Consider the following 25,530-nt stretch of genomic DNA (forward strand, 5'->3'; position numbering starts at 1 on the left):
TCTACAGCTCGACCTCGCCCGTGACGCAGGTGATCGTGCCGCCGCCGACCCAGATCGTCCCGTCGGCGTCCCGGGAGACGTGGGCACGCCCGGCGCGCCCGAGGACCGTCCCCTGGCTCGCCACATACGGTGCCTCGGCGCGGCCGGTACGGAGCAGCCACTGAGCGAGCGAGGCGTTCAGGCTCCCGGTCACCGGGTCCTCGACCGTGGCACCGTCCTTGGGGAAGAACGCCCGCACCTCGAACGCCTCCGGCGACCCCTCGGGGTATGGGCCGACCACGCCCACGTCGAGATCCACGAACCCCGGCCGCAGCGCGAGCACCTCGTCCGCGCTCGCCAGCAGGACGGCCACCCAGCCGGGTCCGTTGTCCGCCCACTCGGCGTCCAGGATCTCGGCACGGCCGATGCCCAGCATCCGCGCGACGCGCTCCACCACCGGCTCCTCGACCGGTCCCGAGCGGAGCAGCGGCGGCGCGGCGAAGGCCAGCCCGTATCCGGTCCGGCGCACCGGCACCAGCCCCGCCCCGCACTCCTGGACGATCACGTCGGCCCCGCTCGGCGTCCCGCCCGCCGCCAGCCAGGCGTGACAGGTGCCCAGCGTCGGGTGCCCGGCGAAGGGCAGTTCCGAACCCGGTGTGAAGATCCGCACCCGGTAGTCCGCGCCGGGCACGCTAGGCGGCAGCACGAAGGTGGTCTCCGACAGGTTCGTCCAGCGCGCGAACCCCAGCATCTCCTCGGTGGTCAGCCCTCTCCCGTCGAGCACGACGGCGACCGGATTACCCCGATATGGAGTGGTGGTGAAGACGTCGACCTGCCGGAAGGGGCGCGGCATGCCGCCGAGTATGCCACCCCGGGCCTCGTGTCCACGCCTTGACAACGTTCACGGCGGGGGCTTGTAATGATCCACGTCGCGTGTCGCCGGCCGGGAGGACGGCGGTGGCATGGAGGCGCCGGACCAAGGGACGATGTCGTGACCTCTCACTTCACAGGCTGCGCCTGACCGCATCGCGCCCGCGCGCCGTTCCCGCATCCGATGGTGCTGAGCACCGCTTTCGCACGTGAGCTCCTCTCGAATCCGACAGCCCACTGCCCCGGGTGCCCTTCGAGGCTCCACGCCCGCGGCGGACCCAGCCCCGGGGCTCTCCCCGCCGAGGCCGACCGGCCCACAGCGGAGCCGGAAGCACACCTGGACCACAAAGAACGGCGACCGGTCCCGAATCCCGGCGCGATGACCACCCGGACCAGCCGGACCAGCCGGACCAGCCGGACCAGCCGGTGCCGGCCGTTCCAGTGGCATCGTGCCGCTCGCCGAACGCGCCGGCCGGGCCGCGGGAAGCGGGTCGCCACCACGCTGCCATCGGTGCCTTCACCCAGGGCCGACCGGCCGCACGCCATCCGGTGACCGCTCTCGTCACCGGGTCTGTCCCGTCAACGAGCTTCACCCCGTCGTCCGCACAGCGGAAGGATCGCGTTTTGAACGTCACACACATCCCCACCACGCCCGACGACAGCGCCGCGGCTCTGGCGGAGCTCGGGACCCTGCGGTCCCGTCCCCCCGTCCTGCCCGCCGACGCCGACCTCACGCCCGTCCTGCCGCACACCGGCGGCATTTCCGGCGCCTGGGTCAGCGCGCCCCGCCACCCGGCGGGCCTAGTGGCGACCGAGACGGGGGTCACGGTCTACGTCCACGGGGGCGGATTCGAATACAAAAACCCCCACATGGAACAGGTCATGGCTTATCGCTTGTCCCGAGCGACCGGCCGCCCTGTCCTGGCGGTGGACTATCGTCTCGCCCCCGCCCACCCGTATCCCGCCGCACTCGACGACCTGGTGACCGCCTATCGAAGTCTGCTGGACCAGGACGTGCCCGCCTCACGGATCATCCTGGCGGGTGAGTCCGCCGGGGGCACGTTGCTGCTGTCGGCGCTGCTCGTGCTCAAGCAGGCGGGCGATCCCCTCCCCCTGGGGGCGGTGGCCGTTTCCCCGCAGACCGACCTCACCCTGTCCAGCCCGTCCATCGACGCGAACGACGGCCAGGACTTCGTCAACCGGGCCGTACTCGACCACGTCCGTACCCAGTACCTGGCTGGAGCACAGCCGGACCGAGCGCCTCAGTCCCCCCTGCACGGCGAACTCGACGGGCTGCCGCCGCTGCTGCTCGCGGTGGGCTCGAAAGAGGTGATGCTCGACGACGCGCGGCGCTTCGCCGAAGCCGCCTCCGCCGCCGGAGGAAACGTCTGTCTCGACATCTACGACGGCATGCCCCACGCCTTCCACGCCACCGTGCTGTCGGCCACCCCGCCCCCCGTCGCCACCACCCTGCTGCGCCGCGTCGCGGACTGGATCGGCCAACGGGACCGATCAGTGACCGTCCCAGGACTCCGCGTCAGATGAACGGGCCGACGAGGCCGGCGAACTCCTCCGGGCCGACGATCCGCACGCCCAGGCTCTCGGCCTTGGCCCGCTTGGAGCCGGCCTTCTCCCCGGCCACCAGCAGGCTGGTCTTCTTCGAGACGCTGGAGGAGGATCTGCCTCCGGCCCGTTCGATCAGCTCGTTCATCTGGTTGCGGGTCAGCGCCTCCAGCGCCCCGCTCATCGCGCCGGTGACCACGACGGACATCCCGGCCAGCGGCAGCCCGGACGTGCCGCCCGGCTCGGCACCGGGGTCGACGTCGGCGCCGGGATCGGCGGGTGGCGTCCAGCCCGGCTCGGTCATGGTGACCCCGGCCTTGACCAGCTTGTCGATGAGATCGGCGAGCTCGACCAGCTCGGCCACCACCACCGGTGACTTCTCCGGGCCGATGCCCTCCACTGCCTGGATCGCCTCGGCGTCGGCCGCGCGGACGGCGTCCATGCTGCCGAAGTGCCGGGCGATGCGGCGGCTCATGGACCGGCCGGTGCCGCGCACGCCCAGCGCGCAGAACACCCTGCTGAGCGGCTGCGCCTTGGCCCGCTCGATGGCGGCCAGCAGGTTGTCGGTGCTGGTGGCGCCCATCCGCTCCAGGCCCAGCACCTGCTCGCGGGTCAGATAGAACAGGTCGGCGAAGTCGGCGATCAGCCCGGCGTCCAGTAGCTGCTGGATGCGGTTCTCGGCCAGGCCCTCGATGTCGAGCTGGTCGCGACCGGCCGCGTAGCCGATGGAGGCGATCGCGCGGCAGGCACGCCCGCGTACGCACCGCCACCGCTCCTGGGAGGCGTCGATCGCGTCGCCGCAGGATGGGCAGACCTGCGGGATCGCGATCGGCCGCTCGGCTCCGGTGCGCAGGTGCACGACCGGCGCCTCGACCCGGGGGATCACGTCTCCGGCCTTGTAGACGACCACGGAGTCGCCGAGCATCAGGCCGCGGCGGGTGATGTCGGCGACGTTGTGCAAGGTGGCGTAGGTGACGACGCTGCCGTCGAGCTCGACCGGCTCCAGCACGGCGCGCGGGGCGATGATGCCGGTACGGCCGGTGTTCCACTCGACACCGATCAGCTTGGTGATCTTCTCGGTGGCGGGCAGCTTGTAGGCGATCGCCCACCGGGGGGCGCGCGAGCTGAAGCCGGCCTGTGCCTGGTCGGCGGCGAGATCGCACTTGATCACGATGCCGTCGATGCCGAAGGCCAGATCGGCCCGCTTGGCGGCGATCTGTTCGACCCGCCGCTGAACCTGTTCCAGCGTGGTGGCGACGATTCCACCGACGTCGGTGACGGCGGGAGTCTGCACGCCCTGTCCGGCGACCCAGGCCATGACCTCGCTGTGCGGCAGCTCGCGCAGCCGCACGGCCGGCTCGGAGGCGTCGCCGGGGTGTGGCAGCGCGCCGTAGCCGAAGAACGTCAGCTCGCACACGTACGGCCGGTCCTGGGCGCGCAGCGTGCCGGCGGCGGCGCTGCGCGGGTTGGCGAACGTGGTGCCGTCGTGCGCCTGGCGCTTGACGCACGCCTGCTCGAACTGCGACGCGGTCATCATCACCTCACCGCGCAACTCCACCGTGACCGGCTCGGCCAGCCTGGCGGGCAGCCCCACGATGGTGCCGATCGCGTGGCTCACGTCCTCACCCGCGACGCCGTCCCCCCGGGTGACCAGCTGCGCCAGCCGCCCGCCACGGTAACGCGCGGCGATCGCCAGCCCGTCGAGCTTCGGCTCCACGCTCCACGCCGTGACCGGCCGGCCCAGCCTGCGCTCCAGCGACGCGGCCCAGTCGTCCAGTTGCTCGGCGCCGAAGACGTTGTCCAGGCTCAGCATCGGCACCGTGTGCGGCACGTCGCCGACCACCGCGCCACCGGCCACCTTGCCCGTCGGCGAGGTCGGCAGCACCTCGTCCGGATGCTCGTCCTCATAAGCCTGGATGCCCCGGACCAGCCGATCGTAGGCGTCGTCGTCCAGCGCGGACGTGCCGTCGCCGTAGTAGGCCGCGGCGGCGTCCAGAGCGAGCTGAACGGCTTCGGCGTAGGCGGTCTGATCGGCGAGAAGAGTGCCGGGGAGTGCGTCGGTCATGATCCCATCATCGCGTCCGGCACCGACAGTTTCGGCTTGTGGACCACGGCCCCGGGGCATCCCTCCCGGGTGCGGCCGTCGAAAAGGTGCCGCACCGGCGGTGTGGCCGCCGTGCCGCTGCTGTCTGTCGCGCACCGGCGGAGTGAATGCGAGCCGGGCATGGCGAGCGGCGGGGCAGGTGGTCGTCGCCACCAGTTGGTGGGGTGGCGCGGGGTCACCCCGCTGCGTCCGGCGAGCATGCCGACGAGCACCAGGACGACGGTCGCGACGACACTCGAAGGGCAGCGAAAACGCTTGATCATTCGAGCGGCCGCGGACCTGGCCGGACACGCTGGACGGAGTCGGGCGTGTCCACCTGGCCTTACTCACCGCACGCGCCGATGGCCCCGAGGCCGGCTCGGCGCGCGCGTCGTGAGAATCAGGACCGTCGGCGGCTGCCCTTGACCGCGACGACGTCGATCTCCACAAGGATTCCGCCGAGGCTGGATCCCGCGGTCGTGCGGGCCGGTCGCGGTTCGTCGAAGAACTCGCGGTAGGCCGTGTCGAAGCCGTCCCAGTCGTTGTCGATGTCGGCCAGGTGCGCGGTCACCTTGACGACGTCCTGCAGGTCCGCGCCCGCGGCCCGCAGCGCGGCCGCGACGTTGCGCAGCGTCTGGCGGGTCTGCTCGGCGACGTCGTCGCCGACGATCGCCCGGGTCACCGGGTCGACCGGCCCGAAGCCCGCGGTGTGGACGAGATCTCCGACGGCGACCGCCTGGGAGTAGGCGCCTCGGGGGGGCGGAGCCTGGTCGGTGTGGATACCCACCTTCATATGATCTGTCATGCCTGATTCCTCTCGATGGCCGGCGCCGGCTCCGAAGGTCGACCGGGTGTCGTCGCCAGATGACCGGCGGTTTTCCCGGCAAGGGGTGTGTCACGGGTCCCTAGAGCACCAGGGAGATCGCGCCCTGAAAGCCTGTCCCGCCCGATCTGGGGGTGCTGGACCAGGGGTTGCCCGAGGTGGCGCCGTTGTCGGCGTAGATCGACAGTCCGCCGGAGGCGTCGCCGACCACCAGGTCCGGCCCGGAGCTCCCGGTCACGTGGCCCAGGCCGAGCGACTGCGTTCCGGTCCAGTTGCCCGGAATCGCGATCGGATCGGTCGACGCGCCGGTCGGGAAGACCCACAGGGATCCGTCGTTCTCCAGGTCGACGAGATCGGCGATGCCGTCGCGGTCCACATCACCCAGGGCGAGCCGGGTGGCCGTCTGCCAGTTGCTGCCGACCCACGCGCGCGGCGTCCAGGGGAAGGCGGTGGTGGATCCGTTGCCGGGGTAGGCGTACATGTCGCCGGCACTGTCGCGTCCGACGAGGTCGGCGCGGCCGTCGCCGGTGACGTCCCCGGCCATCAGGTGGTTGAAGATGTTCCAGCCGGTTCCGCCGAAGTGGCGGGTGGTCCAGCGCAGGCCGGTCGTGGACCCGTTGTTGAGGTAGATCCACAGGGTGCCGTTGGACAGGCGTTTGTCGACCGCGAGCACGTCCTGAAGGTGGTCGCCGTTGACGTCGGCGAGGAGGATCTGCGAGGCGAAGCCCCAGCCGGTGCCGGCAGTGACCCGGTCGGGCCAGGGATTGCCGGTGGCCGCCTTGGTGTTCGGCAGAAGCCAGAGGTCGCCACTGCGGGCGACATGGGCGACCAGGTCGGGCCTGCCGTCACCGGTCACGTCGCCGGTCACGACGTCGAGCGCGTACTCGAAGCCGGTGCCCGCGGCGAAGCGGGTGGTCGGCGACCACATCGAGCCCGCCGTGGCGCTCTGCCAGGGGTGGATCCACAGAGCTCCGGAGGGGTCCCGTGAGATCACGTCCGGACGTCCGTCGCCGGTGACGTCGTCCATGGACAGCCGGTCGGCGCTGCTCCAGCCGCCGGTGCTCCCGTACACGATCGAGGTCCAGAAGTTCGACGTGGTCGACCCGTTGTGCGGGTAGACCAGGAGGGCTCCGGTGGTGTCGCGTGCGACGATTTCGGGTTTGCCGTCGCCGGTGACGTCGTCGAGCATCATCATCTGGGCGAGGTTCCACCCGTTGCCCGACCAGATCGGAGACCGGGTCCATGGGTTGGAGGTGACCGAGCCGTTGTTCGGGTAGACGTAGAGGGTTCCGCTGCTTTCGACGGGGTTGCGCGCCAGCAGGTCGGGTTTGCCGTCACCGGTGACGTCGCCGACGAGGATCCGGTCGACGATGTTCCATCCGGTGCCGGCGGCGAAACGGCTGGGCCACGGGTTCGCCGAACCGGAGCCGTCGTTGGGGTAGACGTACAGCGTGCCGTTGTTCGCCGAAGGGTCGCGCACGACGACGTCGACGCGGTTGTCGCCGGTGACGTCGGCGATGATCAGGGTGTCGGCGAACTCCCACCGCGGCGGAGTCGCGGTGTAGGTCGTCTCCCACGGGTTGGAGGCGGTGGCCCCGTTGCCGGTGTAGACGCGCAGCGCTCCGGCGTCGGCGCCGGACAACTGGGCGACCAGGTCGGCCCGGCCGTCGCCGGTGACGTCGTTCGCCGCCGGCGCCGGGGTCGCGGCGGCGCGGGACGCACCCGCGCGGGCGGTCGGCTCGGGGGCCGTGGTGAGCGCCTTGGCGCGGAGGCCGCTGACATCCCACTTCTTGGTCTTGACTCTGCCCGGCTTGCTGGGCTTACCGGATTTGCCGGAGTGATAGGACTCGGTGGGAACGGGGGTAGGCCGCTCGCGGTCGCCGCCGGGCGCCGCGTGCGCGGCCGGGGCAACGGTGAGGACCGCGAGGGAGAGGACCGCGGCGACCGCGGTCACCCGAATCGACGTCGTCATCAGAGTTCAATCCTTCTTCCGGCGCGGTACCTGTTTCCGTTCACGACGATCCACTTCAGTCCCGGTAGCGGCGGTGTCTCGACGATCACGCGCCCCGGCTTGTGGTGCCAGTCACCGCTGAACTCCACCTTGAGCGTGTCGTGGCCGCTACGGTCGTCGTCGCGATCGCGGCCGCCCTCCAGCTTGAAGCGCAGCGTGACCGGCCCGAACTTGGTCGGGACCTTCTCGAAGCGGGTCTGCTTCTTGCCCGACAGCCACTCCAGCGGGCAGAGCCGCAGCAGTTGCAACTGGTTCGGGACAAGGCTGTCGTCGATGACCGCGTGAAGGAGCGACCAGGTGATGATGGGGTGGGAGAAGAGGTTGCCGTAGATCGCGTTGCGGTGCTCGCTGGAGATGTAGGTGTCCTGCGAGAGGCCGCCGGTGAGCAGGCCGTACAACCCCTCGATGAAGGGCGCCCGCTCCCCCAGCTGCCAGGTGTGGAACATGTTCCAGCTGTAGCAGGGCTCGGCCGAGGACTGCTCGTGGTCGAGGACGGCACGGTCCAGCGCGTTGTGGTGCACCGCGTCGAACACCAGGGTGTTGGGGCCGACCCGGAAGAACTCGACGAACGACTTCATCATCGGGTCGGAGGCCGGCATCAGCCCGGCCCACACCGACATCAGGGCGCCGGTGTCGAGCATGGTGAAGGCGTCCCAGACACCCTCGCCCGCGAACTGCGGCCGGAAGACCGGCCACTGCCTGCCCTTGGCGTCGGTCCACTTCGCAGACCGGTCGGCGAGGTCACGAACGGCCTGGACGAACGTCGTACGGAAGGTGTTCGCGAACGTGGCGAACTCGGCTGCTCGAGGGTGCTTGATCCGCTGCAGGAACTCGACGGCGGAGGTGAGCCCCTTGTAGGTGAAGCACTGGCTGATGAAGCCCTGGGTCTCGACACCCTCGTCGGTGGAGTGACCGGGGGGCATCAGGCCCTGGACGCCGCCGTGGTTGGTGAGCCCGCAGGCCTGGACGATGTAGTCGCAGGCCTTGACGATGACATCGGTCCACTTGGCGATGAACGCCGGCCGGTTGGTCAGCAGCGCGTGAACCGACAGGATCTCCAGGATCGCGCCGTGGTCGCTGATCCAGTCGATGGCCTGCAGCGTCTTCGGGGTCGACAGGTATCCCGGGTAGGTTCCCCCGGCGAAGACCGAGCCGGGCGGCGTCCGCGTTCCCTGGGTGGCCGCGTAGATCTCGATGTGGTTCTCGACGACGTCGTGGTAGCCGAGCCGATCCATGAACATGTGGCTGACCATGGAGGTCGGCGTGCTCCACAGCACGTCGTAGGCGTACGAGCCGGACAGGAACGTGAACAACCCGGTGTCGGGGCTCTTCTCCGCGACCACTTGAGCGAGTTGCGGACCGCGGCGCACGACCTGGTTGACGTAGTTCTCCGGAGTGTCGACCACGGCGATGGACGCCGCGTTCTCCTTCCAGAACGCCTGGCACTTGGCGAGCGCCGCGTCGCGGCCGAGCGCGGCCTCGGCCTTGGCGTCGGCGAGCGGCGCGGGAATCATCGGGATCAGCACGTCGACGTAGGCCCCGACCGTCGCGGGCAGGCCGAGCCGCAGGTCGTACACGCCCTTGACCTTGTTCTCGGTCATGGCGATGGAGCCCTTGTCGGCGGTGGTCACCATGACCTTGACGTTGCCCTCGTTGTCGGTGATGGGCACCGTGATGGGCTTGCCGGTCGGGTTCCACACCCGCCCCATCGTCAGGCCGGCGAGGATCGGCGCCGTCCCGGGAAAGACGGTGAGCGGCACACCGTCCTCGTCCTGATACGGCCCCGCGGGCTTCATGTACGAGCCACTGAGCCAGAGCTGGAACACGAAGTCCTTGACCGCGCTGACCGGGTCGACGTGGGTTACCTCGAAACGGGTCCAGGAGTAGATCGGCTCGGTCGCCGTCTGGACGGTCTGCTCCCCCGGGACGTGCGCGAACACCGATTGCTTGATGACCAGGCCCTCCTGGCGGCGGTGTTCGGTCCACAGGACCGGGGCGTCGCTGTCCTCCTCCCAGCCCTGCTTGCCCTGGCCGAGGTCGTCGTCCCAGACCTCGTACTGGAAGGTCGGGAAGGGCCGGAAGCCGCCGCCGCGCATGGGCATGACGACGGTCGTCTGGAAGTTCTTCCCGTGCCAGGGCTGGGTGTTGGGCTTGGCCGCCAAGACCCAACTGGGGTCGCAGATGAGCGCGCCGTTGTAGACGACGTTGAACCGGAAGAGGTGGCCCTTCCAGCCGACGGGCGTCCACACGTTGCGCTGCGCCGGCCACCAGTGCTTGGAGCGCTCGACGTTCGGCTCAGGGTCGGTCGCGGCCAAGGGGGTCGGCACGAACGTGTCGGCGTGCGCGGCCGGCGGTCCGGTCAGGGGGGTCGTGGCGGCCAACGCGCCTCCGGCGACGACGGCTCCGCCGGTCATCTGGAGCATTCGGCGCCTGGATGGTTCAGTCACTTGGACAGCCTCCTCGAACGGCACTCGCACAGCGTCGGTGCCGGACGTGATGACAGGGGGAAGAATTTTCGGTATCCCGAAGACATATTCGGAGTATCGATAATTGGAAACTGTGACACCGGCATCCGGGAAAGGCAAGGGGTGCGTCACGGTAAGCAATGATTCGCCCGCATGGGATTTGTCAGACGGACGGCATGAAACCCATACTGGGCGGCGTCAGGATCCGGTGGCAGCGGGTGGCGGCAGGCGGATCGGCGGCGCCGCGCCGCGGCGCTCCCCCCGGCGGGCTCGAGGCACGCCATGTCGCCGGAGTCCGAGCTCACCTGTGACGTGGACCCGCCTGCCCGCGGCCACCGGACGCCATGGCGTGCTTTACGTCGTGTGGCCTGCCCTCACCGGACCGCCGTGCCGTCCGGCAGGTCGAGCATGGACAGCTCTGCGCGGGTCGGCGCTCCCTCCCAGTCGCCGTGACCACCGACCGCGAAGGCTCCCGTGGTGATCGCCCGCGCCAACCGTCCGTCCAGTGGCAGGCCGTCCAGCAGCCCGGAGAGGTATCCGGCGACGAAGGCGTCCCCGGCGCCGATCACATCGACGGCGGTGACGGGCCTGGCCGGAAGGGTGAGCGTCTGGTCGGCGGTGAACACCGTGGCGCCGGCCGGCCCGCGCTTGACGACGACCTCGGCCACTCCCCCGGCGAGCAGCGTCCGTACCCTGCTCGCCTCGTCGTCACCGGCCGCGGCGAGGGGGAGCTCGTCGTCGGAGGCGATGACGATGTCGGCCTCGGCTGCCAGTTCGGTCAGCACCTGGCGGGCCAGGGTCTCGGACCAGAGCCGGTTGCGGTGGTTGACATCCAGGCAGACTCTCGCGCCGGCGGCCCTGGCCAGGCGCACCGCGGCGCGCACGGCCCGCTCCGGGCCCTCTCCGAGGGCCGGGGTCACCCCGGTGATGTGCAGGATCCGCGGTGGGGCCGGGATCGCCGCGAACGCCTCCGCCACGTCGGAGACGGAGAGCCTCGCGCCGGCCGAGCCGTGCCGGTGGTAGTCCACCCGCGTCAGCCCGGCGACGCGCTGTTCGAAGACCACGATGCCGGTCTGCGCCGGGTCGGTGCGGATCGCGTCAATGCCGACCCCCTCGGCGCGCAGGGTGCGCCGTACGAGCTCCCCGAGTTGGTCGGGCCCGACGGCACCGACGAACACGACGTCGTGCCCCAGCCGGGTCAGGCCGATGGCGACGTTGGCCTCGGCACCGGCGACGCCGATGCGGGCGGTTCCCCCGAGCCGGACCTGGCCGTCGGCCCGCAGGCAGGCCATGACCTCGCCGAGTGTCAGGACGTCAGGCATCTCGCCGTACCAGCCCTTCGTGCCACGCCGCGGCGAAGGCGCCCGCGCGTTCGGTCATCGTCTCCCAACGGCGGTCCGCAACGAGGTCCGCCGAGACGAGCGCGCCGCCGACGCCGACGCCGACACACCCCATCCGGGCATAGGGGACGAGGTCTTCCACTCTCACCCCGCCGGTCGGCAGCAGCGGAACGTCGTCGAGCGGTTCGCGCACGGCCCGCAGGTAGTCGACGCCACCGAGGGCGGAGACGGGGAAGACCTTGACCGCGGCGGCGCCGTGCCGCCGGGCCAGATCGATCTCGGTCGGGGTGAGCGCACCGCACGCCACCGGTACGCCGGCGGCGTGGGCGACGGCCAGGACGTCCGGCATGGTCGTGGGGGTGACCAGGAAGCGGGCACCCGCGGCGATCGCGGCGTCGGCGTCGCAGGCGGTGCGCACGGTTCCGGCTCCGACGAGAATGTCGGGGTGGGTGTTCCAGCGGCGGATGGCGGCGAGGGCCCCGGGGGTGGGCAGGGTCACCTCCATGACCTCCACTCCGCCGTCCAGCAGGGCGGTCGCGATGGCGTCGTCGGGTTCGTCCTCACGCAGGCGGATGATGGCTACGACACCGGAAACGGCCGGCCCCGGGTTCGTGTGTTCGGCGCTCATGAATCCCATCTTTTCGATATCATGAAATTATTATCGGAATATCAGAATATCGAACCCCGTTCCGAGGGGCAGCCACCGACGCCGGTGCCGCGAAGCACGGGAACGACGAGCCGAAAGGTAGGACCGATCGATGTCTGATGGTGGCAGTGGGGCGGAGCGCCCGGCGTCTCCGGGTGTGGACCGCACGCTGACCGTCCTTGAGCAGCTGGTGACGGCCGACGAGGACCTCACGCTGACGGCGCTGGCCAAGGTGACCCGCATCCCGCTGGCGACCTGCGCGAGCATTGTCTACACCCTGGAGCACCGCGGGTACGCCACCCGCCGGGTGGTCGGGCGCAGTCACTTCTGGCGTCCCACGCTGCGACTCTACAGTCTGGCCAGCCAGCTGGTGCGCAAGGTCGACCTGTCGCAGATCGCGACCGCCGAGATGCGCGCGCTCGCCGAGGAGCTGGGGATGCCCGTCCACATCGGGGTCCTGGACGGCGCGTCGGTGGTCTACGTGGCCAAGGCCGCGACCCCGGGTTTCATCCAGTTCGACACCTATCCGGGCAAGGTCGCCCCCTTCGACCTGACCGCGCTGGGCCGGGCCATCGCGGCCCACCTGCCCGCCGACGAACTCGCCACCCTGCTGCCGCGACTGGCGGCCGGACAGGGACCGCGGGCCCGGGAGTCCAGCTCGAAGGCGTTCATGGAACTGCTGGAGAGGGTGCGCGCCGACGGCTACGCCATCGAGGAGGAAGAGGAGCAAGCCGAGATCTCCTGTCTGGCCGCGCCGTTCTTCGACGCCGAGGGCCGGATCACCGGGGCCGTCGGAGTGACCGGTTTCGCCCGGGACTTCGTCGGCGGCCGGCGTGACGCCGCGGCGGCGGGCGTCGTCCATCTCGGCATCGTGATCTCCCGGCGGCTCGGATGTCGGAACGGGTCATTGCCATCCGAGCTCGTCGGCTCCTAAGATTCGATGTATCGGAAATAAATACGATATATCGAAGGATGTTTGATGTGTCGGTAGCTCTGCGATGGTCCGAAACGGATCGTGACCAGCTAAGGCGGCACCTGCCCGGAGCCGTCGTCGTCATCCCGGTCGGCGCGACCGAACAACATGGGCCGCACCTGCCGACCTCGACGGACGCCCTCATCGCCGCCGCGGTCGCCGACGGCGCGACGATGGCGGCGGCGGGCCGTAGCGACAGGCCGCTGATCGTCACCCCCGCGATCGCCTGGGGTGCCTCGGATCACCATCTGCCCTACGGCGGGACGCTCTCCCTGTCACCGGAGACGCTGCTGGCCGTGATCTGCGACCTGTTGCGCTCGATCGCGGCGCAGGGCGGGCGGCGGGTGGTCCTGCTCAACGGGCACGGCGGCAACGTCGGGGTCTGCCACGCCGCGGCCGCCGCGGGCTCGACCCGGTTCGACCTGTCCGTCGCACACCTGGACTACTGGCGGCTCGCCGACACCGAAGGCGAGCCGCCGGTGCCAGGACACGCCGGGGAGTTCGAGACCTCAATGATCCTGGCCCTCCGGCCCGACCTGGTCGGCCCGCGCGCCCCCCGGCCCCAGGTGCCCGAGGTCGTGACCGTCCGGGGGGTGGACCTGCACTCCGAGTCCGTGTGGCGCCGGATCGACGGCTTCACCGACCGGCCCGAACTGGCTCAGGCCGACGAGGGCAAACGGCGGTTGGAGGACCTCGTCGGCCGGGCGGCGGACCGCCTGGTCGAGTTGGCGGGCGTCCTGTGATCGACTTCCACACCCACACCCCCACCTGGCGCACCACCAGTTGGCTGGGCGGCGTCACGTTCGGCGCGGACGAGTTCGTCGCCTTCATGGACTCGGCCGGCATCGACCAGGCGGTGGTCCTCAGCCACGACGGCCTCTTCGACGCCACTCCCGAGACCAATGACGACCTCGCCGCGTTCGTCGGGCAGTACCCGTACCGGCTCGCCGGCTTCGGGACCGTGCACCCACGCCGCGCGGACGCCCCCGAAGAGGTCGACCGCATGCTCAACGGGCTCGGGCTGCGCGGTCTCAAGCTGCATCCGTGGCTGCAGGGCTTCAGCATGCACGAGTCGGCGCTCGATCCGATCTGTGACGTCCTCGCCCAGAGCGGTGGCATCCTGCTCAGCCATGACGGGACACCGCCCTACTCCACCGGCGGTCAGATCGCGGCTCTGGCCCGGCGGCACCCCTCCCTGCCGGTCGTCCTGGGGCACGCCGGCCTGCACGACACCTGGCGGGAGTCGCTCGCCCTCACCATCGAGACCCCGAACCTCTACATCTGTATCTGCGGCACGCCGCCCTACGCGGCGCGCGAGATCCTCTCCCGGGCGCCCTCCCACAAGGTCCTGTTCGGCACCGACGCCGGGCTGTCGGACCGCAAGAGCCAGGACTACGCGGTGGCCCGGGTGGCCGAGATCGACGGGTGGGGAATCACCGACGCACAGCGCCGGGCGATGCTGGTCGACAACCCCCGCGCACTGCTGGCGGGGCGGTGAGACCGACCGTCGCCGCGGTCCACACCGCGGCGATCAGCCTCCAGGTACATCCGGACCTGGTCGTCACCGGCGCCAGGGGAACCCACGCCCGTTCGGACTTCCTACTGGTCCGCGTGGTGACCAGCACCGGCGTCGAAGGGTACGGCGAGGTCAGCGCGACGCCGCTGTGGAGCGGCGAGGACGGCGTCAGCTCCGCTCATTTCATCCGCGAGATCCTGGCCCCCGCCCTGGTGGGCCGGCCGCTCGCACCGGTCGGCGGCCTGGAGCTCCTGATGGACCGGCTGCTCGCGGGCAATCCATTCACCAAGGCGGGTGTGTCCATCGCGCTGTGGGACGCGTTCGCCCGGACTCTCGACGTCCCGCTCACCGTGGCGCTCGGCGGCCCGTACCGCGACGAGGTTCCGATCAAGCTCTCGCTGTCCGGCGACGCCACGGCGCTGGACTCGGTCTTCCGGGCGGCGACCGGGGCCGGATTCCAGGCGTTCAAGGTCAAGGTCGGGCTCGGCGTCGCCGGTGACGTCGCCCGGGTGTCCCGTGCCCGGGAGCTCGCCGGTCCCGGGGCCTTCCTGGGGGCCGACGCCAACGGAGGGTGGACGCGCAGCCAGGCGGCCCGGGCGATCCCCGCGCTGGCCCAACAGGGCGTCTCGTTCGTCGAGCAACCGGTCGCACCGGCCGATCTGGACGGCATGCGGCAACTACGAAACCTCGGCCTGCCGGTGATCGCCGACGAGTCGGTCTTCGGCCTGGCCGACCTGGCCGCGCTCGTACGGGCCGAGGCCGCCGACTGCGTCAGCCTGTACGTGGGCAAGAGCGGCGGGCCCGGCCGCGCCGTGGAGATGGGGCGGCTCGCCTCGTCCTTCGGGGTCGACACGCTCCTGGGCTCCAACGGCGAGCTGGGCATCGGCGCCGCCGCACAGCTCCACGTCGCCTGCGCGTTGCCGGCGTTGTCACCGGAGTTCCCCTCCGACATCATCGGCGCGCACTACTACACCGAGGACATCCTCGCCGAGCCACTGGACAGCGACGGCCGCCGCGTCAAGCTCGGAGACTCACCCGGACTGGGAGTCCGGCCACGAGCGGACCTGATGAGGAAATTCCAATGATCGTCGATGTTCACGCCCACACTCCAACCCATCGTGACGCGGTGCCGGCCGAGGAGGCGTGCGTCTTCACCTCCTGGCGCACCGACCGTCCCGTCGTCACCACGAACAGCTGGGCCGACTTCGACAGCGCCATGTCCGCGGCGGACATCGCGATCGTGTTCAACATCGCGGTGGCCGATCCGGCCGCCGCGACCGGCATACCGCATGCTCCGGAACGTACCAACGACGCGACCGCGGAGTTCGTGGCGAACGATCCCGCCCGCCGCATCGGGTTCATGTCCGTCGACCCCACGTCCGCCGACTGCCTGGAGGAGGCCGAGCGATGTCGTGAGATGGGACTGGTCGGCGTCAAGCTCGGCCCGAACTACCAGAACTTCGATCCACTCGGGGAGCCCGCGCTGGCGTTCTACGCCTACTGCGAGCAGAACGCGCTGCCCATCCTCTTTCATCAGGGGGCGTCACCGATCCGTGCGGCGCCGCTGCGCTACACCTACCCTCTGGTGACCGACGAGGTCGCGCTGCGCTTTCCCGAGCTGCGCATCGTCATGGCCCACATGGGCCACCCCTGGGGTAAGGAGACCGTGGCGACGATCCGCAAGCACCCCCATGTCTACGCCGACGTCTCCTCGATCTATCTGCGGCCGTGGGTCTGTTACGAGTCGCTGCTGGCCGCGGTCGAGTGGGGGTGCACGCACAAGCTCCTGCTCGGCTCGGACTACCCGATCGCCAACACCGGCGAGGCGATGGCGGGGCTGCGCGGCGTCAACAGGATCCTGGAGGGTACCGCGCTGCCACGCGTGCCGGCCGAACTCATCGAACAGATCATCCACGCCGACGCGCTCTCCGCCCTCGGCCTGACCGTGGGAGACCCCGTTGATCATTGACGCGCATGTACGGCTGGGGCAGGGACGTGAGGCCGGCCTGGAGGTCGATCAGCTGATCGCGACGATGGACTCACTGGGCATCGACGTGGCCCTGGTGGCACCGGACGAACGCTGTATCGCCTACGACAACCGGGCCGGCAACGAGCGGGTGGCCGCGGCCGCGGCGGCGTCGAAGGGACGGCTGATCCCGTACGCGGTCGCCAATCCATGGCGTGGGCGAGCGGCCGTGGAGGAGCTGGAACGTGCCAGGGACGCCGGTGCCCGCGCTCTCAACGTGGACAGCGTGCTTCAGGGATTCGATCTTCTCGACGGGCTCCTGGACCCGTTGCTGGACTTCGCGGCCGAGGCGAACTGGCTCGTCTACGTTCGCACCGGCACTCCCCCGAGCGCGTTGCCGCTGCCCCTGGCCAGCCTGGCCCGACGCCGGCCGGAGACGCCGTTCGTGATGGGCCGCAGCGGTGCCACCGATTTCTGGATCGACGCGGCGCCGGCGTTGCGCTACGCGCCGAACCTCTACGGCGACACCAGCTACGCGCCGTGGGACACCGTCCTGGCCGAGCTGGGCCGGGATCCGCAGATCGGCCCGTCGCGGCTGGTCTTCTCCACCGACGCCCCCTACGCGGTGCCGCGCTCCGAGCTGGGCCGGGTGCTGGACTGGCCGATCGACGGCGACGCGCGACGCGAGGTGCTCGGCGGCACCATCATGCGCCTTCTGGGCCCTTCGCTCGGCTGACATCCGCCCCTTCCTCCCATGACCCCTTGTCGTGGGAGGACTTGGACGTCTATCGTTCCTATTTAAGAAAATATTTTCGGTATTTCGTACATCGAGCTTCATTGAGACAGGAGGGCGAATGAACGTCCAGACGAGTGCCTCACCCGTGGCGACTCCTCTCGACGGCGGTGGCCTCACTGACGCCTCGACCCTGGTCCGGGGGATCTCGCCCGTTCTCGCGGTTCCGTTCACCGACGCCGGAGAGGTCGACTTCGAGGGATTCGGCCGGGTCGTCGACCACGTCCTCGGCACAGGCGTGACGAGCGTGATGTTCCCCGGGTTCGCCTCGGAGTACTACAAACTCACCGAGGACGAGCGCCGCGAGCTGACCGGAATCCTCCTGCGGCGGACTGCCCACCGGGAGGACCTCGCCGCGATCGTCGCGGTGCAGGACCACACCACCCGGATGGCCGTCACCCGGGCCCGCGAGGTCGTGGCCGCCGGGGCGGACCTGATCAACCTGCTGGCGCCGCACTTTCTCAGCCCCTCGCGCCGCTCCCAGATCGAGCATGTGACGGCGGTCCTGGCGGCGGTCGCCCCGACCCCGGTGGTACTGCAGTACGCCCCGAACGAGACGGGGAGCAGCCTGGACGCGGCCACCATCGCCGACCTGGTGCGCACCCACCCGAACCTCCGACTGGTCAAGGTGGAGTCCAACCCGCCCGGACGGCTCATCGGCGAACTGGCCGCCCTCGACCCGCCGGTGACCTCGCTTGAGGGCTACGCCGGAGTGCAACTCCCAGACGCCTGGCGGCGCGGTGCGGTGGGCAGCCAGCCCGGATGCTCCTTCACCGAGATCTACGTCGAGATCTGGCGCCGGCTCACCTCGGGCGACGAGGCGGGGGGCGAGGACCTGCACCGGCGGCTGCTGCCGTACATCTCGTACTGGATGCTCGACACCGAGCTCATCATCGCCGCCGAGAAGCAGATCTCGTTCCGCCGGGGCCTCATCGACAGCGCCCATTGCCGCAGGCCCGCCCACGTGCTCGACGCCGAGGAACTCCGCCGGATCGAGGTGTTCCTCCAGGAGTTCGCGGATCTACTGCCCGATCTGTCCAGACGGGACTGATCAATGGGACAAAAGCCTGGAAATGCGGACACAAAACCCGATATCACTAAGAATGGAGGTCTCGCGGTGAAAATTGCACACAAGTTGCTGGCTGGTTTGGTCGTCGTTCCCTGCCTGGCTCTGACCGCGTGCGGCGGAGGCGGTGGAGACGGCACGAACCAGGCCACCGCGAAGGCGCCCGACGCCAAGAGCTGGCAGCAGGACATCAAGGGCGGGCCGATCGAGGTCGGCGTGCTCCCCGCCGTCGGCACCCCCTCCCTGAAGTTCATGGAGGACATCGCCGCCGGGATCGAGAAGGACCACGCCGGCGCCGATCTGAAGCCGACCTTCGCCAACACCAAGGCGCGCCCGGCCCTGGAGCAGAGGTGGCGCGCGGGCGACGGGCTGGACGTCGACTACACGATGTTCGACGGCACCAACCCGGCGCTGCTGGAGTGGGCCGACAGCGGCGCCCTGCTCGACCTCAAGCCCTACCTGGACCAGGTCGACACGAGCACCGGCAAGCCCTGGCTGGACCAGTTCAGCCCGGCGGTCATGCAGTTCATGGAGCACCCGGCGACCAAGAAGATCTACGGCGTCCCCTCCGAGCTGTCCCTGCAGGTGCTGTTCTACAACGCGGGACTCTTCAAAAAGCACAACATCACCCCGCCCGCCACCTGGGACGACCTGACCAAGGCCGCCGACGGGCTCAAGGCCGCAGGCGTGGACCCGATCGCGGTCACCGGCCTGTTCGAGCCCTATATGGGCATGTGGAGCGACAACATCTGGCTGCGCACCGTCGGCTATGACAAGGCCCACGACATCCTCACCGAGGGCAAGGGGAACATCACCGACGATCCGGGATTCCTCAAGGGACTGCAGATGCTCCAGGACCTACGTGACAGGAAGGGCTTCCTCAAGGGGTTCGAGGGCACCGACTTCACCGCCGCCCAGGCCCAGTTCTTCCAGGGCAAGGCCGGCATGATCCTCATGGGCAGCTGGCTCGTCAGCGAGATGGCCGACGTGATCCCCAAGGACTTCGAACTGGGCGTCCTGCAGTTCCCGACCGTGGCCGGCGGGACCGGCGACCAGGCGAGCATGCTCGCCGCCGCCCAACTGATGTCGGTATCCGCGAAGAGCGAGAACATCCCGCTCTCACTGGAGTGGATCCGCCGGGTCACCAGCGTGGAGACCCAGACCCGCAGGGCCAACGAGATCGGCGAGGTCTCCGGGGTCAAGGGGGTGGCGAGCCCTCCCGGCCTGCCGGGCATCTCCGACGTCGTGGCCAAGGCCGACCGGCTCCAGGCGAGCTACTACGGCCTGATGGAGTCCAAGGCCAAGGACATCGTCTATCCCGAGATCGCCAAGCTGCTCTTCGGCAAGCAGGACGCCCAGCAGGCTCTCGACAACCTCGACAGGGGACTGCGCCGGGTCCACGGCAACTGAAACCCGTCAACCGAACCCGCCTTCCGGGCTCCGCTCCCGTGGCGGAGCCCGCGGCGGATGTGAACCCCGGAGGTCACATGCTCAAGGCGGCCCAGCGACGCATCATCATCCCCTTCCTGATACCCGCGCTCGCGCTACTGGGGATCTTCTTCCTCTACCCGTTGATCAAAACGGTGGACCTGTCGCTGAACGAGTTCTCCCGCACGGGGACGATGCGATTCGTCGGGATCGACCAGTATCGCCTGCTGACAGGTGATCCCGCCTTCTTCAACTCGCTCAAGAACACGTTCCTGCTCACCCTCATCGGCAGTGGCATGCTGTTCCCGCCCGCCATGGCGATCGCCTGGGCCCTGTCGCAGCGAATCCACGGCGAACGCTTCTTCAGGTTCGTGGTGTTCGCCCCGGTGGTCCTGTCGGTCGCCGTCGTCTCGCTGATGTGGAAGTTCCTCTATCACCCCACCCTCGGCCTGATCAACCCCACCCTGGAGTCCATGGGACTGGGCGCCCTGGCCAAGATCTGGCTCGGCGACCCCTCCACCGCGCTGGCCGCCGTGACGTTCGTGTCCGTGTGGCACGGCATCGGCATCTGGATCGTCCTGCTGTGTGCCGGCTTCGAACGGCTGCCCACCGACGTCCTGCAGGCCGCGCGCATCGACGGGGCGGGCGAGTGGCGGGTGTTCTGGAGCATCATGCTGCCGATGATGCTCGACCTCATGCGCATGCTCGCCATCTTGTGGGTGGTTCAGAGCCTGCAGACGTTCGCCTTCGTCTACATCATGACCGGAGGCGGTCCCTTCGGCTCGACCGACACCGTCGGCACCCTGATGTACCGCGTCGCCTTCGACCAGGCCGACTTCGGCTATGCCGCGGCCATCGGCGTCGTACTCGTGGTGGTCATGCTGACGGTGGCCAAGCTCCTCAACAAGGTGATGAAGCGCGATGACCTCCAGTACTGACCTGACCGAGCGCCCCACCCCGGCCGGCCCCGCGGTCACGCCCCACCCGCCCGTCCCCGCCCCAAGGCGCAGGAGTGGCCCGCCCCGGCCCCGCGCCCCTTTCCGCCCACACCACCTCTTCTTCTACCTGCTGCTCGGCGGGGTCGCGCTGTCCTCGATCAGTGCCTACGCCTGGGTCTTCAACGTGTCGATGAAGACCAACCGCGAGTTCATCTCCTCACCCCCCTGGCAGATCGCCGACGCCTGGCGCTGGGACAACTACGTCAACGCCTGGAACCAGGCCAACATCGGCCTGTTCTTCGGCAACAGCGTGGTCATCAGCGTCGCCTCCACCGCGATCGGCGTCGTGCTGGCCGTGTTCGCCGCCTATCCCCTGGCCCGGATCACCTTCAGGTTCAGCGGCGTGGTGCTCAGCACGTTCCTGCTCGGGCTGATGATCCCATGGATGGTCACCTTCGCGCCGCTCTACCTGATCATGCAGGATCTCGGCCTCCTCGACAGCCGGCTCGGGCTCGTTCTCGTCTACGCCACCTACAACCTGCCGTTCAACGTCTTCGTCCTGGTCGGCTTCATGAAGACCCTGCCGTACGACCTGGAGGAGGCAGCGGCGATGGACGGGGCAGGCCCGGCCCGCACGTTCATCTCGGTGATCCTCCCCCTCATGGGGCCCGGACTGGCGTCGGTCGCCATCATCAGCTTCCTGCAGAACTGGAACGAGTTCTTCTACGCCTTGCTGCTGATCCACTCGCCGGAGAAGATGCCCCTGCCGCTCGGGCTGTTCCAGCTGGGCCAGGCCGCCGACTACGGCACCAACTGGGCCACGCTGTTCGCCGGGATGATGATCACGGTCACCCCCGTACTGTTGGGATTCGCCGTACTGCAGAAGCAGATCACCAAGGGGCTGACGGCCGGCGCGCTCAAGGGCTGAGCCACAGCGGAGAAAGGGAGATCCATGTCATCTGGTCCTCGGGACACGACGTCACCGCGCCGCGCGCTGATCACCGGCGCCGCCGGGGGGATCGGGGCGGCGATCGCACGGGTCCTGCACACCGGCGGCGCCACGGTGATCGTCACCGACGTCGACCTGGACGCGGCGCGCGCGACCGCGGCCATCATCGGGGGCGCCGAGGCGGTCCACCTCGACGTGCGCTCGGAGAAGTCCGTCCGCTCGGCGATCGGCTCGATCACCTCGCGCCACGGCCCGCTGGACGTCCTGGTCAACAACGCCGCCGTCTGCAGCAACCTCGAGTTCGAGTCCGTGCCCGAACCGGTCTGGTCGGTCGACGTGGACGTCGTCCTCGGCGGGGCGATCCGCCTGTGCCAGGCGGTCCTGCCCGGCATGCGCGAGGCCCGGCGGGGAGCCGTGGTCAACGTGGCATCGGTCAACGGCCACCGCTACTTCGGCAACGACACCTACAGCGCGGCCAAGGCCGGGCTGCTCAACCTCACCCGCGGCCTGGCCGCCCAGTACGGACCGTACGGCGTGCGCGTCAACTCGGTGTCGCCAGGCACGATCGCCACCCCGATCTGGGAGGAGCGGCTCGCGACCGATCCGCACGCCCTGGACAAGGCTGCCTCGTGGTACCCGATGGGACGGGTCGGCACCGTGGACGACGTCGCCGAGGCCGTCGCGTTCCTGGCAGGCGACCGCGCATCGTGGATCAACGGGATCGACCTGCCCGTGGACGGTGGTCTCCTGGCCGGAAGCCGCGCCATGGCCGTGGACATCGGCGCGGCCGTCGTCGACGCCGATTGACCCCGCTTTCCGCACGTGCCGCGTCACTGCGGGTCAGCGGTTACGTCTGAGCCAGTGCAGCGGGCGATCACCTCAGGTCGAGGGGGGCGCACCGAGAACGGTCTGTGACTATATGCCATCGATCCAATACACTGCGCAACCAATGATTGTGGCAACGGCACAACCGACACAGGAGGATGCTCCATGCGACGCGTATTCACCAAGATCGGCAGTTGCGCGGCGGTCGCGATGCTCGCCCTCGCGGGGATACAGCCCGCCCAGGCCGAGCAGGTCGCCGCCGACCCGCCGGCCTACTTCGAGATGACCGACATCAGCAGGGGGTCGTTCATCGTGAAGATCGAAAAAGCGGCGGACATCGAACACGCCAGGGACCTGGTGAGCGGCGCGGACAAGGAGAAGCCCCACCTGCTGGGCCGGATCACCAAGCGTCCCGCCCCGTTCAACCCCGGCTGGAGCTACCACTTCGACCCGGCCACGCTGGGCTTCTTCGACGTGGCCATCGAGGTGTGCGACGCCACGATGACATACGTCGAGGAACACCTCGACGAGGCGGGCGGCGCGTTCCTGCCCGGAAATCTCTGGTGTCCCTGGAGCTCGAAGCTGGTGAAGGAGGTCCCCGCGCCGTAACGGCGTCCGCACTGCCGGGGGTGATCATCGCTCCGGGGAGAGGCGCGAGGGCCACGCCCACGACGGACAGTGGCCCGCCTCCTCGCGTACCGGCCTAGCCGCGCAGCCGCTCCATCGCCGGGTCGTAGAGCGGCTCCTCGGCGACGACGGCACGCACCCGCCGGTCGAAGTAGCCGATGTGCAGCTCTCGCCCCGGCACGGACAGCTCGGCGGGCAGCCAGGCGTAGGCGATGCCCCTGCCTATCGTGTAGCCGTATCCGGCGCTGGTGACGTATCCGACGCAGGATTCGCCGTCGTACACCGGCTCCTTGCCCATGACGACGGCGGCGGGATCGTCGACGGTGAGGCAGGTCAGCCTGCGCCGGGTCGCCGCGCCACGCTCGGCCAGGGCCGCGCGGCCGATGAAGTCGCCCCTGTCGGCCTTGCGCACGGCGAAGCCGAGGCCGGCCTCGTAGGGATCGTGCTCGTAGGTCATGTCGGTGCCGAAGGAGCGATAGCCCTTCTCCAGCCGCAGGCTGTTGAAGGCGCCCCGGCCCCCGGCGATGATCCCGTGGGCCTGGCCGGCCTCGGCGAGGGTGTCCCACAGCTTGGCGCCCATGTCGGCGGTCGTGTAGAGCTCCCAGCCCAGCTCCCCGATGTAGGAGAGCCGCAGCGCGGTGACGGGCACGGTGCCGACGTGGGCGCGCGCGCCGCGGAAGTAGCGGAAGCCGCCGGGGCCGAAACCGGGACCGGCCAGCGGGGCAACGACGTCACGGGCCCGCGGACCCCAGACGCCGACGCAGCAGGTGCCCGGCGTGACGTCGGTGACGGTGACCGATCCGTCGGCGGGTAGGTGACGGTGGAGCCAGTCGAGGTCGAGGTTGCCGTTGGCGCCGACCTGGAACAGGTCGCGGCCCAGCCTGGCCACGGTGATGTCGCTGCGGATACCGCCGTCGTGGTCGAGCAGCAGGCAGTAGGTGACGGAGCCGACGGACTTGTCGACGTCGCCGGTGGAGATCCGCTGGAGGAAGGCGGCGGCTCCCCGGCCCGCGACCTCGATCCGCTTGAGCGCGCTCATGTCGTAGAGCGCGACGGCCTCGCGTGAGGCCTGAGCCTCGGCACCGACGATCGGTGACCAGTAACGGGCGGCCCAGTCGTTCGGCCGGGGGATGTCGCGGCCTTCGAGCAGTGGCGCGTTGGCCTCGTACCACTGGGGGCGCTCCCAGCCGGCGGCCTCCAGGAAGTACGCGCCCAGCTCGCGCTGGCGGGTGTGGAAGGGGCTGGTGCGCAACGGGCGCAGGTTCTCGGCCGGCTGGAGCGGGTGGATGATGTCGTAGACCTCGACGAAGTTCTGGCAGTCGCGGGTGCGCACGTACTCGGGGGCCAGCTGGTGGACCTCGAACCGGTTGACGTCGCACTCGTGCAGGTCGAAGGAGGAACAGTGGCCGTCGGCCAGCCATTCGGCCATGGCCCGGCCCACCCCCGCCGAGTGGGTGACCCACACGGCCTCGGCCACCCAGAAGCCCCGCACCTCAGGTGACTCGCCGAGCAGCGGCATGTTGTCGGTGGTGAAGGAGAACAGGCCGTTGACGCCCTCTTCGAGCGTCGCCTGCTCGGTGGCGGGCAGCAGCGCCCGCGTCTCGGCCCAGGCGGGGGCGAAGTCGTCGCCGGTGAACGGCAGCACCGAGGGCATGACCTCGGCATCGGCGACCGGGAGGATCTCCTCCGGGGTGATCGGCATCGGGCGGTGGCCGTAGTAGCCGATGCCGAGCCGCTCGAACCGCTCCCGGTAGTACAGGTCGGCGTCCTGGTGACGCAGGATCGGCCGGACGGCCTCCGCGCTCTGCCCGCCGAGCGCGGGGACGGGGCCGGTCCAGGCGAGCTGGTGGGCCAGGGGGGTCAGCGGCAGCGCCATGCCGACCATGCCCGCGACCTTGGGGCCCCAGATACCGGCGCAGCAGACCACGAGGTCGGCGGGGAGCTCGCCCCGGTCGGTGACGACGGCCGCCACCCGGTCGTCCTCGACCCGGATGTCTCGCACCTCGTGCCGGTCCAGCACGCGTACGCCCCGCTCCCGTGCTCGCTCCAGCTGGACCTCGACGGCGCGTACGGCTCCGGCCAGGCCGTCGGTCGGGACGAACAGCCCGCCGAGGACCCTGGCCTTGTCGAGCAGGGAGTGGTGCTCCACGCACTCCTCGGGGGTGAGCAGGCGCGCCTCGAGCCCCCAGGCGGTGGCCCAGCCGTGGCGGCGGTGCAGTTCGGCGAGCCTCTCGGGCGTGGTGGCCACCTCCAGGCCGCCCACCTGGAGGAAGCAGTCGAGCGCGACGAGCTTTTCGACCGTGTAGCGGGCCAGTTCGGTCATGGTCTTGGACGGGTTGGTCTGGAACACCAGCCCTGGCGCGTGGGAGGACGATCCGCCGGTGGCGGGCACGGCACCCTGGTCGACGACCGTGATGTCGTCCCAGCCCCTCGCCGAGAGTTCGTCGGCCAGGGCCGCCCCGACGACACCGGCTCCGATGATGACAACGCGTTGGCCCGCCATACACACCTCCGTCGTTGCACAGTCCGGAACGCGGTGCGCTTCCCGCAACAGATTCTCCCTTTGCGGGTGGCACTGTCAAGAACGGGCCGTACCCGCCGCTGAAGGGTCCGGGCACGGCATCGGAGCACGCCGCGGGCGCTGTCGCCGTCCGCGCCGCGCCCGATCC

Annotated in this window: 22 protein-coding genes; 13 read left to right on the plus strand and 9 right to left on the minus strand. The window is 69.9% G+C overall.

Annotated features, from left to right (window positions below; all coding sequences use genetic code 11):
* Nucleotide 1 precedes the first annotated feature (1 nt).
* Nucleotides 2-832, minus strand: coding sequence for a PhzF family phenazine biosynthesis protein (locus AB0J58_RS15835; RefSeq protein WP_364215674.1), 831 nt, complete (start codon nucleotides 830-832; stop codon nucleotides 2-4).
* Nucleotides 833-1,473: 641 nt separating this feature from the next.
* Here AB0J58_RS15835 and AB0J58_RS15840 point away from each other — a divergent pair.
* Nucleotides 1,474-2,394, plus strand: a complete 921-nt coding sequence (locus tag AB0J58_RS15840) for an alpha/beta hydrolase (protein ID WP_364215677.1) — start codon at nucleotides 1,474-1,476, stop codon at nucleotides 2,392-2,394.
* Here AB0J58_RS15840 and ligA read toward each other — a convergent pair.
* From ligA to AB0J58_RS15875, 7 genes are all read right to left on the minus strand, one after another.
* On the minus strand, nucleotides 2,387-4,477 hold the full coding sequence (gene ligA / locus AB0J58_RS15845; RefSeq protein WP_364215680.1) for an NAD-dependent DNA ligase LigA: 2,091 nt from the start codon (nucleotides 4,475-4,477) through the stop codon (nucleotides 2,387-2,389). The two genes, AB0J58_RS15840 and ligA, sit on opposite strands and share 8 nt — an antisense overlap.
* Nucleotides 4,474-4,779: a hypothetical protein gene (locus tag AB0J58_RS15850; protein WP_364215683.1), complete on the minus strand. Its 306-nt coding sequence runs from the start codon at nucleotides 4,777-4,779 to the stop codon at nucleotides 4,474-4,476. Before AB0J58_RS15850 ends, ligA begins: the two co-directional genes overlap by 4 nt.
* A 116-nt stretch (nucleotides 4,780-4,895) precedes the next feature.
* On the minus strand, nucleotides 4,896-5,300 hold the full coding sequence (locus tag AB0J58_RS15855) for a Rid family hydrolase (RefSeq protein WP_364215686.1): 405 nt from the start codon (nucleotides 5,298-5,300) through the stop codon (nucleotides 4,896-4,898).
* Between the two features lie 100 nt (nucleotides 5,301-5,400).
* The gene (locus AB0J58_RS15860; protein WP_364215689.1) at nucleotides 5,401-7,290 is read right to left on the minus strand and encodes a VCBS repeat-containing protein; all 1,890 of its coding nucleotides are present in this window, start codon (nucleotides 7,288-7,290) and stop codon (nucleotides 5,401-5,403) included.
* Nucleotides 7,290-9,776: a hypothetical protein gene (locus tag AB0J58_RS15865; RefSeq protein WP_364215692.1), complete on the minus strand. Its 2,487-nt coding sequence runs from the start codon at nucleotides 9,774-9,776 to the stop codon at nucleotides 7,290-7,292. The genes AB0J58_RS15860 and AB0J58_RS15865 overlap by 1 nt, the downstream gene beginning before the upstream one ends.
* 392 nt (nucleotides 9,777-10,168) lie before the next feature.
* On the minus strand, nucleotides 10,169-11,116 hold the full coding sequence (locus tag AB0J58_RS15870) for a sugar kinase (protein WP_364215694.1): 948 nt from the start codon (nucleotides 11,114-11,116) through the stop codon (nucleotides 10,169-10,171).
* Nucleotides 11,109-11,762, minus strand: a complete 654-nt coding sequence (locus AB0J58_RS15875; protein WP_364215697.1) for a bifunctional 4-hydroxy-2-oxoglutarate aldolase/2-dehydro-3-deoxy-phosphogluconate aldolase — start codon at nucleotides 11,760-11,762, stop codon at nucleotides 11,109-11,111. Before AB0J58_RS15875 ends, AB0J58_RS15870 begins: the two co-directional genes overlap by 8 nt.
* Nucleotides 11,763-11,892: 130 nt before the next feature.
* Between AB0J58_RS15875 and AB0J58_RS15880 the strand changes: the two genes are divergently transcribed.
* The 12 genes from AB0J58_RS15880 to AB0J58_RS15935 all read left to right on the plus strand — a co-directional run bounded on the left by AB0J58_RS15880 (nucleotide 11,893) and on the right by AB0J58_RS15935 (nucleotide 22,843).
* The gene (locus AB0J58_RS15880) at nucleotides 11,893-12,714 is read left to right on the plus strand and encodes an IclR family transcriptional regulator (protein WP_364215700.1); all 822 of its coding nucleotides are present in this window, start codon (nucleotides 11,893-11,895) and stop codon (nucleotides 12,712-12,714) included.
* Nucleotides 12,715-12,761: 47 nt separating this feature from the next.
* Entirely contained in the window at nucleotides 12,762-13,496 is a 735-nt protein-coding gene (locus tag AB0J58_RS15885; RefSeq protein ID WP_364215703.1) for a creatininase family protein, read from the plus strand.
* The gene (locus AB0J58_RS15890; RefSeq protein WP_364215706.1) at nucleotides 13,493-14,251 is read left to right on the plus strand and encodes an amidohydrolase family protein; all 759 of its coding nucleotides are present in this window, start codon (nucleotides 13,493-13,495) and stop codon (nucleotides 14,249-14,251) included. The genes AB0J58_RS15885 and AB0J58_RS15890 overlap by 4 nt, the downstream gene beginning before the upstream one ends.
* Entirely contained in the window at nucleotides 14,248-15,354 is a 1,107-nt protein-coding gene (locus tag AB0J58_RS15895) for an enolase C-terminal domain-like protein (RefSeq protein ID WP_364215709.1), read from the plus strand. The genes AB0J58_RS15890 and AB0J58_RS15895 overlap by 4 nt, the downstream gene beginning before the upstream one ends.
* A complete protein-coding gene (locus AB0J58_RS15900; RefSeq protein ID WP_364215712.1) occupies nucleotides 15,351-16,238 on the plus strand; it encodes an amidohydrolase family protein in 888 nt (295 codons plus the stop codon). The genes AB0J58_RS15895 and AB0J58_RS15900 overlap by 4 nt, the downstream gene beginning before the upstream one ends.
* Nucleotides 16,228-16,971, plus strand: a complete 744-nt coding sequence (locus tag AB0J58_RS15905; RefSeq protein ID WP_364215715.1) for an amidohydrolase family protein — start codon at nucleotides 16,228-16,230, stop codon at nucleotides 16,969-16,971. The genes AB0J58_RS15900 and AB0J58_RS15905 overlap by 11 nt, the downstream gene beginning before the upstream one ends.
* Nucleotides 16,972-17,089: 118 nt before the next feature.
* Entirely contained in the window at nucleotides 17,090-18,079 is a 990-nt protein-coding gene (locus AB0J58_RS15910; protein ID WP_364215717.1) for a dihydrodipicolinate synthase family protein, read from the plus strand.
* Between the two features lie 66 nt (nucleotides 18,080-18,145).
* Nucleotides 18,146-19,504, plus strand: coding sequence for an extracellular solute-binding protein (locus AB0J58_RS15915; RefSeq protein ID WP_364215720.1), 1,359 nt, complete (start codon nucleotides 18,146-18,148; stop codon nucleotides 19,502-19,504).
* 77 nt (nucleotides 19,505-19,581) lie between these two features.
* Nucleotides 19,582-20,460 carry a sugar ABC transporter permease gene (locus AB0J58_RS15920; protein WP_364215723.1) on the plus strand — a complete coding sequence of 293 codons (879 nt, stop codon included), beginning with the start codon at nucleotides 19,582-19,584 and terminating at the stop codon, nucleotides 20,458-20,460.
* Nucleotides 20,444-21,388, plus strand: a complete 945-nt coding sequence (locus AB0J58_RS15925) for a carbohydrate ABC transporter permease (protein ID WP_364215725.1) — start codon at nucleotides 20,444-20,446, stop codon at nucleotides 21,386-21,388. The genes AB0J58_RS15920 and AB0J58_RS15925 overlap by 17 nt, the downstream gene beginning before the upstream one ends.
* 24 nt (nucleotides 21,389-21,412) lie before the next feature.
* Nucleotides 21,413-22,216: an SDR family oxidoreductase gene (locus AB0J58_RS15930; protein ID WP_364215728.1), complete on the plus strand. Its 804-nt coding sequence runs from the start codon at nucleotides 21,413-21,415 to the stop codon at nucleotides 22,214-22,216.
* 183 nt (nucleotides 22,217-22,399) lie between these two features.
* The gene (locus AB0J58_RS15935) at nucleotides 22,400-22,843 is read left to right on the plus strand and encodes a calmodulin-binding protein (protein WP_364215731.1); all 444 of its coding nucleotides are present in this window, start codon (nucleotides 22,400-22,402) and stop codon (nucleotides 22,841-22,843) included.
* 94 nt (nucleotides 22,844-22,937) lie between these two features.
* Here the strand turns inward: AB0J58_RS15935 and AB0J58_RS15940 are convergent, their stop codons facing one another.
* Entirely contained in the window at nucleotides 22,938-25,364 is a 2,427-nt protein-coding gene (locus AB0J58_RS15940) for an FAD-dependent oxidoreductase (protein ID WP_364215734.1), read from the minus strand.
* Nucleotides 25,365-25,530: the final 166 nt, after the last annotated feature.

The organism is Streptosporangium sp. NPDC049644 (assembly GCF_040675205.1).
In the GTDB taxonomy this organism is placed as follows: domain Bacteria; phylum Actinomycetota; class Actinomycetes; order Streptosporangiales; family Streptosporangiaceae; genus Streptosporangium; species Streptosporangium fukuiense.

Excerpts from the sequence above, each read along its gene's own strand:
- AB0J58_RS15870 (WP_364215694.1), bottom strand. The coding sequence starts at position 11,116 with ATGCCTGACGTCCTGACACTCGGCGAGGTCATGGCCTGCCTGCGGGCC.
- AB0J58_RS15860 (WP_364215689.1), bottom strand. The coding sequence starts at position 7,290 with ATGACGACGTCGATTCGGGTGACCGCGGTCGCCGCGGTCCTCTCCCTC.
- AB0J58_RS15910 (WP_364215717.1), top strand. The coding sequence starts at position 17,090 with ATGAACGTCCAGACGAGTGCCTCACCCGTGGCGACTCCTCTCGACGGC.
- AB0J58_RS15875 (WP_364215697.1), bottom strand. The coding sequence starts at position 11,762 with ATGAGCGCCGAACACACGAACCCGGGGCCGGCCGTTTCCGGTGTCGTA.
- AB0J58_RS15925 (WP_364215725.1), top strand. The coding sequence starts at position 20,444 with ATGACCTCCAGTACTGACCTGACCGAGCGCCCCACCCCGGCCGGCCCC.
- AB0J58_RS15850 (WP_364215683.1), bottom strand. The coding sequence starts at position 4,779 with ATGATCAAGCGTTTTCGCTGCCCTTCGAGTGTCGTCGCGACCGTCGTC.
- AB0J58_RS15935 (WP_364215731.1), top strand. The coding sequence starts at position 22,400 with ATGCGACGCGTATTCACCAAGATCGGCAGTTGCGCGGCGGTCGCGATG.
- AB0J58_RS15880 (WP_364215700.1), top strand. The coding sequence starts at position 11,893 with ATGTCTGATGGTGGCAGTGGGGCGGAGCGCCCGGCGTCTCCGGGTGTG.
- AB0J58_RS15900 (WP_364215712.1), top strand. The coding sequence starts at position 15,351 with ATGATCGTCGATGTTCACGCCCACACTCCAACCCATCGTGACGCGGTG.
- AB0J58_RS15855 (WP_364215686.1), bottom strand. The coding sequence starts at position 5,300 with ATGACAGATCATATGAAGGTGGGTATCCACACCGACCAGGCTCCGCCC.
- AB0J58_RS15930 (WP_364215728.1), top strand. The coding sequence starts at position 21,413 with ATGTCATCTGGTCCTCGGGACACGACGTCACCGCGCCGCGCGCTGATC.
- AB0J58_RS15835 (WP_364215674.1), bottom strand. The coding sequence starts at position 832 with ATGCCGCGCCCCTTCCGGCAGGTCGACGTCTTCACCACCACTCCATAT.
- AB0J58_RS15920 (WP_364215723.1), top strand. The coding sequence starts at position 19,582 with ATGCTCAAGGCGGCCCAGCGACGCATCATCATCCCCTTCCTGATACCC.
- ligA (WP_364215680.1), bottom strand. The coding sequence starts at position 4,477 with ATGACCGACGCACTCCCCGGCACTCTTCTCGCCGATCAGACCGCCTAC.
- AB0J58_RS15940 (WP_364215734.1), bottom strand. The coding sequence starts at position 25,364 with ATGGCGGGCCAACGCGTTGTCATCATCGGAGCCGGTGTCGTCGGGGCG.